8 protein-coding genes are annotated in these 7,635 nt (G+C 44.5%); 2 read left to right on the forward strand and 6 right to left on the reverse strand.

All coding sequences use genetic code 11. The annotated features are described in order from the left end of the window. Positions 1-163: 163 nt before the first annotated feature. The gene (locus ATS71_RS18630; protein WP_160327103.1) at positions 164-307 is read right to left on the reverse strand and encodes a hypothetical protein; all 144 of its coding nucleotides are present in this window, start codon (positions 305-307) and stop codon (positions 164-166) included. Between ATS71_RS18630 and ATS71_RS11075 the strand changes: the two genes are divergently transcribed. Both ATS71_RS11075 and ATS71_RS11080 read left to right on the forward strand, forming a co-directional pair. After that, entirely contained in the window at positions 297-701 is a 405-nt protein-coding gene (locus tag ATS71_RS11075; protein WP_152995680.1) for a hypothetical protein, read from the forward strand. The two genes, ATS71_RS18630 and ATS71_RS11075, sit on opposite strands and share 11 nt — an antisense overlap. A gap of 180 nt (positions 702-881) precedes the next feature. Next, positions 882-1,283, forward strand: coding sequence for a hypothetical protein (locus tag ATS71_RS11080; RefSeq protein WP_235591470.1), 402 nt, complete (start codon positions 882-884; stop codon positions 1,281-1,283). 196 nt (positions 1,284-1,479) lie between these two features. Here ATS71_RS11080 and ATS71_RS11085 read toward each other — a convergent pair whose 3' ends face one another. Genes ATS71_RS11085 through ATS71_RS11105 form a run of 5 tightly spaced genes read right to left on the reverse strand, consistent with a single transcriptional unit; the run spans position 1,480 to position 7,624 of the window. Then, the gene (locus ATS71_RS11085) at positions 1,480-2,769 is read right to left on the reverse strand and encodes an allantoate amidohydrolase (protein WP_058404878.1); all 1,290 of its coding nucleotides are present in this window, start codon (positions 2,767-2,769) and stop codon (positions 1,480-1,482) included. Positions 2,770-2,784: 15 nt separating this feature from the next. Then, the gene (locus tag ATS71_RS11090; RefSeq protein ID WP_058404879.1) at positions 2,785-4,014 is read right to left on the reverse strand and encodes a pyridoxal-phosphate-dependent aminotransferase family protein; all 1,230 of its coding nucleotides are present in this window, start codon (positions 4,012-4,014) and stop codon (positions 2,785-2,787) included. 3 nt (positions 4,015-4,017) lie between these two features. Continuing rightward, complete coding sequence (locus ATS71_RS11095; protein ID WP_058404880.1) at positions 4,018-4,842, reverse strand: sulfite exporter TauE/SafE family protein; 825 nt, start codon at positions 4,840-4,842, stop codon at positions 4,018-4,020. 8 nt (positions 4,843-4,850) lie between these two features. After that, positions 4,851-6,419 (reverse strand): gamma-glutamyltransferase family protein, encoded by a 1,569-nt coding sequence (locus ATS71_RS11100; protein WP_058404881.1) that lies wholly within the window; start codon positions 6,417-6,419, stop codon positions 4,851-4,853. Next, a complete protein-coding gene (locus ATS71_RS11105) occupies positions 6,416-7,624 on the reverse strand; it encodes an amidase family protein (RefSeq protein WP_058404882.1) in 1,209 nt (402 codons plus the stop codon). The genes ATS71_RS11100 and ATS71_RS11105 overlap by 4 nt, the downstream gene beginning before the upstream one ends. Positions 7,625-7,635 lie beyond the last annotated feature (11 nt).

The raw sequence follows: 7,635 nt of genomic DNA on the forward strand, positions 1-7,635 counted from the left end.
GTTTAATGCTTGGAGTTTATACAGCGTTCTAACTTGTTACCGGTCTCTCAATAGAGGAGCCTACGCTCAATCGAACTACTGTATAAAAGGCTTTGGTTGCAGCCAAAGCTTGGGCCTCACATTACCCGAACTAGGTTAAAGTATTAATTAATTTATGGGTTTATTATCCATACAAGTCATTAAAGAAAGACTCGTCACGGCTTGCTCGAGTTCCTTCGTCACTTAGTTTAGCAAGCCTAAACTCGCTTCTTAATGAAGCGTTATATGGCACTGAGGTATTGAGTACGATGAGAGTTTTGTTTTTCATTATTATTATCTTTTATTCAAACTTGAGTATTGCCTCTAAGTGCTTCGTTAATGAAGACACTATTCTGGAGAATGATCAATTTACTAATGTATTTGTTGGGGTTGTAACGAAGGCATATTTTGAAGAGTTTGCTGATTTAAGGGGAGGCAAAAGAGCTGTCGTAGAATTTGATCTAGTTGAAACTCTTAAAGGTACTCCTGAAACATTGAAAATAGTTTATTTTGTTCATGATAGTCACTCCATCATGCTAGGTCAGCGCCACCTTTTTGTAACAGGCTCTAAAGGTTTTTCTCATATTTGTGGTGGTAGTGGGTATTTGGATCAATTTGGAGATAGTTCAAGTGCAGTTCGTAACCATATTTACTATCGCTTAAAAGAAAAACTTGGAAAGTAAATGCCATATAACAAGCTAATTAATAAGGACAAAAAACAGTTGGCTGTTTTCGTTCCTCAACATTTTAGCCAACAATTTTTTGCCCATTATTAGGGCGTTGAGATTGTAGAATTACTTCTTTTAATATAATTTGGCTATAGGAGTTATTCTACAGCCTCGTTTTATTACTAAAGGTTTATCGTGAAATACTCTAGGGTTTTACTTTTTTCAGTCGGCTTGTATTTATTACTAATTGCCTCATCAACAATAGCAACAAAGATTGTTGGCTTTGATGAGATGATTCAAAGCACATCATACATCTATACCAAATACGTCCTCGCTTTTGTAGCCTCTTTAATCGTTTATTTATATCTAGGATATAGGCAAACAGTGAGTCCGTATAAACAAGCCTTTTTAGTTGCGGCTGTTTATTGGTTTATTAACTTAAGTGTCGGTGCCTTACTTTATATATTGTTAGAAATAACAATGGAGCCTTTAATGTATTTAATTTCAGCTTTGCTGCATGTTATTGCAGTTTTATTAGGGACTCTACTTGGTATTAAATTACGTTATAAAATAAAGTTGGATGTGAATGCAACATGACAAATAGCAAAAGAGGGTGATGCCGTAAATACGCCGTTTAAATATGCAGTAACATTAAAGTTTAATATACAAAAGCAGGTACTCTAGTTCCTACTACTGTTTTAACTCACCTTGCTGGTATGCGAGTATAACCCCACAAAGTTAATCGTTAAATAGAGCAATACTTATATTTTAAACCTATGCATTATTTATTAGTTCACTCTTTTTGTAACGTTTGAGTAAAAAGCACAAGCGCGCTGTACATCACACATAGAGCCTTTGTTACATCGCTGTCGATAACGGCTTCTGCTGGGTGATGGCTTATGCCGCCAGGGCTGCGTATAAAGAGCATTCCAACAGGGCAAATAGGGGCTATGGCCATTGCATCGTGGCCTGCGCCTGAGGCAAGCGAAGGTGAGGCTTGGTTATTAAGTTTGCATGCACTAGTAAATAAATGCTGAATTTGAGTATCGCACGCTACGGCGTCGGCCGCATGTGTCCATTGCCAGTCGAGCGTTAAATTACGCGATGTTGCAATTTGATCTGCGCGTGTGCGAATTGCACTAAGTAATATGGCTAGGTCGTCATCGTTTTGAGCGCGTGCATCTAGGCTAATGGTGGTTTTACCAGCAATAACATTGGTAGCGCCTGGGCGAGCTTGAATTTGCCCAACGGTGGCTACTTCGCCATTACTCGCATTTTTTGCTAGTTGCTCTATGGCAAGCGTCAGTTCGGCGCAGCCTGCTAACGAATCCTGACGTAAATTCATAGGTGTGGTACCCGCGTGGCCGCTTTGACCTGTTAGGGTGATCATAGCGCGCTTTGCTCCTGCAATGGCAGTGACAATGCCTAACGCCTGATTTACCGACTCAAGCACGGGGCCTTGCTCTATGTGAGTTTCCCAGTAACCAAGTAACTCGTTTTTATTAAGCGCTGCTTTTGCGTAATCATTTGGGTTTAGGCCAAAATCCAGCATGGCTTGGCGCATAGTAACGCCGTTACTATCTTGTATATTTAACCACTGCGGGTCAAACTCTTTCGCCAGTGCTTTTGAGCCAATTAATGTGGTGGCAAAGCGAGTGCCTTCTTCATCACAAAAACCCACAACATCTAAATGAAACGGTAAATCAAGCTTAAGTGTATGCGCAAGGGCGGCTATTTCAATACCGAGTAATACTCCTAAAATGCCATCAAATGCACCGGCATTGGGTACGGTGTCTAGGTGTGAGCCTATAATTAAGCGTTTAGCGTTTGGGTTAGATGACGCTAAACGCCCCCATAAATTGCCTACTTCGTCTTGCCACGATTGCATGCCCGCCTCAGCCATCCACGCGGCAGTAACGTTATTACACTCTTTATGCTCTTTAGATAAATACACGCGGTGAATGCCGCCTTGCATTTGCGATAGGCCACTGAGTGTTTTACAACGCGCTAAGGCGCGCGCAGCATAGGTGTTAGCTAGCTCACTATTTAATAATGGCGCTAAAGAGGGGCTTGCAGTCGTCATGCTAAATCCTTTTTATTATTTATAATGAGCAAGAGCGGCAATAGCGGCTTCGCCTTTAGGGCCTTGGTAACCGTTGGCATGTAGGCAGGCATCTAGGCTTGCCAATGTTTGTAATACGGTATCTTTACGAGCGTTGTAACCCATGGTACCAATACGCCAAATTTTGCCATGCAGTGGCCCAAACGAGGTGCCAATTTCAATACCAAAGTCGGTTAGCATTTGTCCGCGTACATGGTCGGCGTTAATACCTTCGGGAATATACACACCCACTACGTTGTTCATTTTATTACTTATGTCGCCAAATACGTTTAAGCCCAGCGCTTGAATACCCGTTAGCATGGCATCGCCGTGTAATTTGTGGCGGGCAACGCAGTTATCAACGCCTTCTTCAATAACAATGCGGGCACATTCTGATGCGCAATACAGCATGCTGGTGGCTTCGGTATGATGGTTAAGGCGCTCCTCTCCCCAGTAATTCATGATCATACCTAAATCAAAGTAGTTTGAACGCACATAGTGCTCGGTGCCGTCTGTATGCTGTGCGGTACGAATACCCGCTTCTACTTTTTTACGTTTTTGGATCCAATCGGCGCATTTGTCGCTCAGTGTTAATGGCGCGGAGCCAGACGGTCCGCCTAAACATTTTTGCAAACCCACCGAAAGCGCATCGAGTTTCCACTCATCGGCGGGTAAATCGTTACCTACAATTGAGGCGGTGGCATCGCAGTAAAATAATACATCGTGCTTTTGGCAAATATCGCCAATGTGTTCAAGCGGTTGGTTCATGGTTGTTGAAGTATCGCCTTGTACCATGGCAAGTACATGGGGTTTTACATCAACTATGGCTTTTTCTATTTGTTCTGGGGTAAATACTTCGCCCCAGGGTACTTCTATGGTGTGCACTTTTGCGCCTACACGCTCGGCTATTTCAGCAAGCAAGTGGCCAAAGCGGCCCATAATTGGCACAAGCACTTTATCGCCTGGGCGTAAAATAGAGCATAAAACGGCTTCTATTCCTGCGCGTGATGTACCGTCAACTAACAGGGTCCATTCATTTTTGGTTTTAAATATTTCGCGATAGCGGGCCATGGTTTCGTTCATAAAACCGGTCATTACTGGGTCGTATTGGCCAATTAGCTGCGCCGACATAGCACGCAGCACACGTGGATCTGCGTTAATTGGGCCTGGCCCCATTAGTAAACGCTGCGGCGGATTTAAGGTTTGAATTTGCGTGTTGCTAAACATGTTTTAGGCTCCCAGAGTCTGAATAAGCATGCGAATACCCGTTATCATTAAGACAACGGCAAAAGCGCGTTTTAATTGTTTTTGATCCAGCTTGCTACCAATTTTTACGCCAATAGGCGCAAACAAAATAGTCAGCGGAATAATAAGTAAAAAGGCAGGGAGGTTAACTAACCCCCACGTACCTAGGGGAGCATCGGTTGGCGTGGTGCCAATACTTAATAAGGTAATTACGCCCGGTAGCGCAATCAATAAGCCAAATACGGCTGCAGTGCCTACGGCAACATGGGCACGTACGTTAAATGCGTTAAGCATGGGCACACCAATTGTGCCGCCGCCTATGCCGATCATGACAGATAAGCCACCGACAATACTTGCCATTATGCCTTGGCCAAATTTACCCGGTAATTGATTTACAAGGGCAGGGGCGCCGGCTCTAAATAACATGTTAAGGCTAACTAAAATAGCAATACAAGCAAACATAAGTACCAGTGCATTACCGCGTATTGAGTGCGCTAAGTAGCTGCCTACAACGGCCATAACTAAAATAAACGGCGCCCAGTATTTAATTAAAGCAAGGTCAATGTTGCCCTTTGCATGATGCGAGCGAATAGACGAAATAGAAGTAGGCACTATGGTGGCAAGCGATGTAGCAGTGGCTACCATCATGGCCGACTCTGGGCTTACGCCAAAACCTTGCAATAAAAAGTACAGCACAGGCACAATGACTATACCGCCGCCAACACCAAATAGGCCTGCTAAAATACCTGCAAAAATGCCGGTTGCTATTAAGGCCGCAATAATTGGCCATTGATTCATTATTTCTGTCATGTGTGTTCCTACTGCGTTGATGAAACAGTTGCACGGCCATCAGAGCGAGGGTCCGTTGCAGCTTCAAGGGTTGTGGGTGTATCTAAAATTGCACCTGCATGGCCCATCATTTCGTTGTTGTTTTCAACGCTTACCCAATCGTGGCCGCGTTGATTTAACTCATCTTGTATTTGCAAAGCGAGGTTGTGCTCTATTTTTAAGTTAGTGCTTGTATCGCCCCATGTGCGGCCAAGTAACCAGCGCGGGTCGCTCACCGCTTGGGTAATTGATTTATTACGCCACGCGTAGCCTGCAAATACAGCGGCTTGAGTTTGAGGTTGGCCTTCACCGCCCATCGTGCCGTAGGCAAGGCGTCTGCCATCTTCAAACTTTGCCATCGCTGGGTTAAGTGTATGTGCGGGGCGTTTGTTAGGTGCTAGTGCATTGGTATCTTGGTTGTTTAAGCTAAAGCTTAGCCCGCGGTTATTCCATACAAATCCGCCTTCGCTCATGAGTATTCCGCTGCCAAATTCCCAATAAATACTTTGAATAAAGCTCACTAGTTGGCCGTTTTTATCGCGTGCTGCCATCCAAACGGTATCGCCGGGCTCAGTATTGAACGGCCAGTTTTTGGCTTGGCTCATATCAATATTGTTGGCAAGCTCGTTTAGGCGATCATCGGTTAGTGCATTTTTGTAATCATCGCCGAGTGCTTCTGGGTCGGCCCAAAGTGTAGGGCGGTGAGTAAAGCTTTGTTTGGTTGCCTCTACAATTAAGTGGGTCCAGTCGGCTTCGGTGTTGGCGTTGTGTTTTAGTTTATTAACCGCACCAATTATTTGCAGCGAATGCACACCTTGTGTAGGTGCCGGTAAGTTATAGCAATTAATACCCGACAAATTAGCGCTCAGTGGGGCAACTACATCGGCTTGTGTATTGGCAATGTCGGCTGGAGTAATACTGCTACCAGCGCTTGCTAAATCTGCCGCAAATGAGTCAGCTAAAGGCCCTTCATAAAACGCATTTAAGCCATGTTTTGCCAAATGCTCAAAGGTATTGGCTAGTTTTGGGTTTTTAAAGTGTTGCCCTGCTTGTAACGGTTTACCGTTGGGGATGTATAGCGCTTTAAAGGCATCGTTAGTATTAGCAACCGTTGCTAGTTTTTCGCAACCTGCTTGAAGGCTTTTGGTAACAGTAAACCCTTCGCGGGCAAGCTTAATAGCGGGGCCTAAAATGGTACTTAATGGCAGGGCTGCGTGCTCATCTACCTCAAGGGCTTTTTGCCAGCCGCGGAGCGTAGCTGCTTGAGTAAGCGCACTTAAACCACCACGTTCAGGCATTTGGTTGGCATTTTTATAGGCATCTATGTTTTTAGGTGCGCGCCCGCAGGCATCAATTGCTGTGGGGGTATTTTGATTTGGGCTATCAATAAGCCAAAAGCTGTCGCCACCAATTGAGTTCATATGTGGGTAAACCACGCTAATAGCTGCGGCTGCCGCTACCATGGCCTCAACGGCTGTACCACCTTGTTTTAGTATTAGGGTGCCCGCCTCTGTTGCAGCAAAGTGCGGGGCAGTAAATGCAATGTTGTGTGCGTTCATGTGAGAGTTTCCTGTTTAAAATATGCAGCTAATTGTGTTGTGCAGGCAAGTAGGCTTTTATCGTTGTTATGGCTCATCATGAGTGAAAACCCATAAGGGTGGCCATTATCTAAATTAGCCAATGGTAAGTGAACTTGCGCCGAGCGGCTCAAGCCCGCAATAGCAGATAAAGTTATAATTTGCATGCGCAGTGCGCTTGTGTCGGCGCCCAATTTAGGTGCGGTTGTTGGCGTGGTTGGCAAAAATAAGCAGCTGTTTGAGTTTAAGTTCTTAGCGATTAATGTTTGCCACTGGGTTTGTATAGTAAGTGCTTCTTGTTCTTCTTGGGCAGTGAGTGCCAGTGCCATTTTAAAACGGGCAGCAATTGCCGGAGCAAACTGGGGAGGGTGCCCTGGCAATTGAAGCCAATCTTTATGCGCTTTAGCTATAGCACGACCTTGCAGTATTCTAAAGCTATCGGCAAGTTCGCTTAAAATGCTGCTTTTTGGCAGCGCAAATTCTTTGTGGTGTTTAAAATAAGGTTTGGTTTTTTCTAGTAGTTGCTTAATAGGTGCTTGCAAGTTTGGGCTTACTAGCTCAAATAACGGCTCGCAAATCACCAAGGTATTTACGCTACTCACCGTTTGATTTGGTAGCAATACGTCGCCTACTTGTTCTAATAGTTCTGCGCTTTGGGTAAGCCAACCAATAGTATCAAAAGGCGGTGCTAGCGGGATTAGGCCATCTTTTTCAATCACGTTATGGCTTGGCCTAATACCAAATAAACCGCAATAACTTGCGGGTATTCTAATTGAGCCTCCGGTATCGGTGCCCAACCCAACGTCAGCTAAATTGCCGGCTACCGCGGCGGCTGAGCCCATACTTGAACCCCCACACGCGTGCCCTTTTAATTTAGGGTTTTGTGCTGCGCCATAATGAATATTATTACCTTCTAAGCTGTAAGCAAGTTCGTCGGTGTGGGTAAAGCCTGTAAAAATACAACCCGCATCCATTAATTTGTTTACGCTACTTGCGGTTTGTTTAGCTGGTGGATGTGTTTTAAACCAGCGTGGGTTACCGGCACTGTTTTTATGCTCTTTAACAGCAAATACATCTTTTACGGCTAGGCGCTTAGTGTTTAGTGTGCCTGTTTGACTTGATTGCCAATTACTCGGTCCATGGTCACAAAATATGCCTGTGTTTTTAGTTTTTGATTGCGTGTTCATTTTGTAACCCA

This window comes from Pseudoalteromonas sp. H71 (genome assembly GCF_001468485.1).
In the GTDB taxonomy this organism is placed as follows: Bacteria; Pseudomonadota; Gammaproteobacteria; order Enterobacterales; family Alteromonadaceae; genus Pseudoalteromonas.

Coding starts and splice junctions, on each gene's coding strand:
- ATS71_RS11100 (WP_058404881.1), bottom strand. CDS start 6,419: ATGAACGCACACAACATTGCATTTACTGCCCCGCACTTTGCTGCAACA.
- ATS71_RS11085 (WP_058404878.1), bottom strand. CDS start 2,769: ATGACGACTGCAAGCCCCTCTTTAGCGCCATTATTAAATAGTGAGCTA.
- ATS71_RS18630 (WP_160327103.1), bottom strand. CDS start 307: ATGAAAAACAAAACTCTCATCGTACTCAATACCTCAGTGCCATATAAC.
- ATS71_RS11090 (WP_058404879.1), bottom strand. CDS start 4,014: ATGTTTAGCAACACGCAAATTCAAACCTTAAATCCGCCGCAGCGTTTA.
- ATS71_RS11105 (WP_058404882.1), bottom strand. CDS start 7,624: ATGAACACGCAATCAAAAACTAAAAACACAGGCATATTTTGTGACCAT.
- ATS71_RS11095 (WP_058404880.1), bottom strand. CDS start 4,842: ATGACAGAAATAATGAATCAATGGCCAATTATTGCGGCCTTAATAGCA.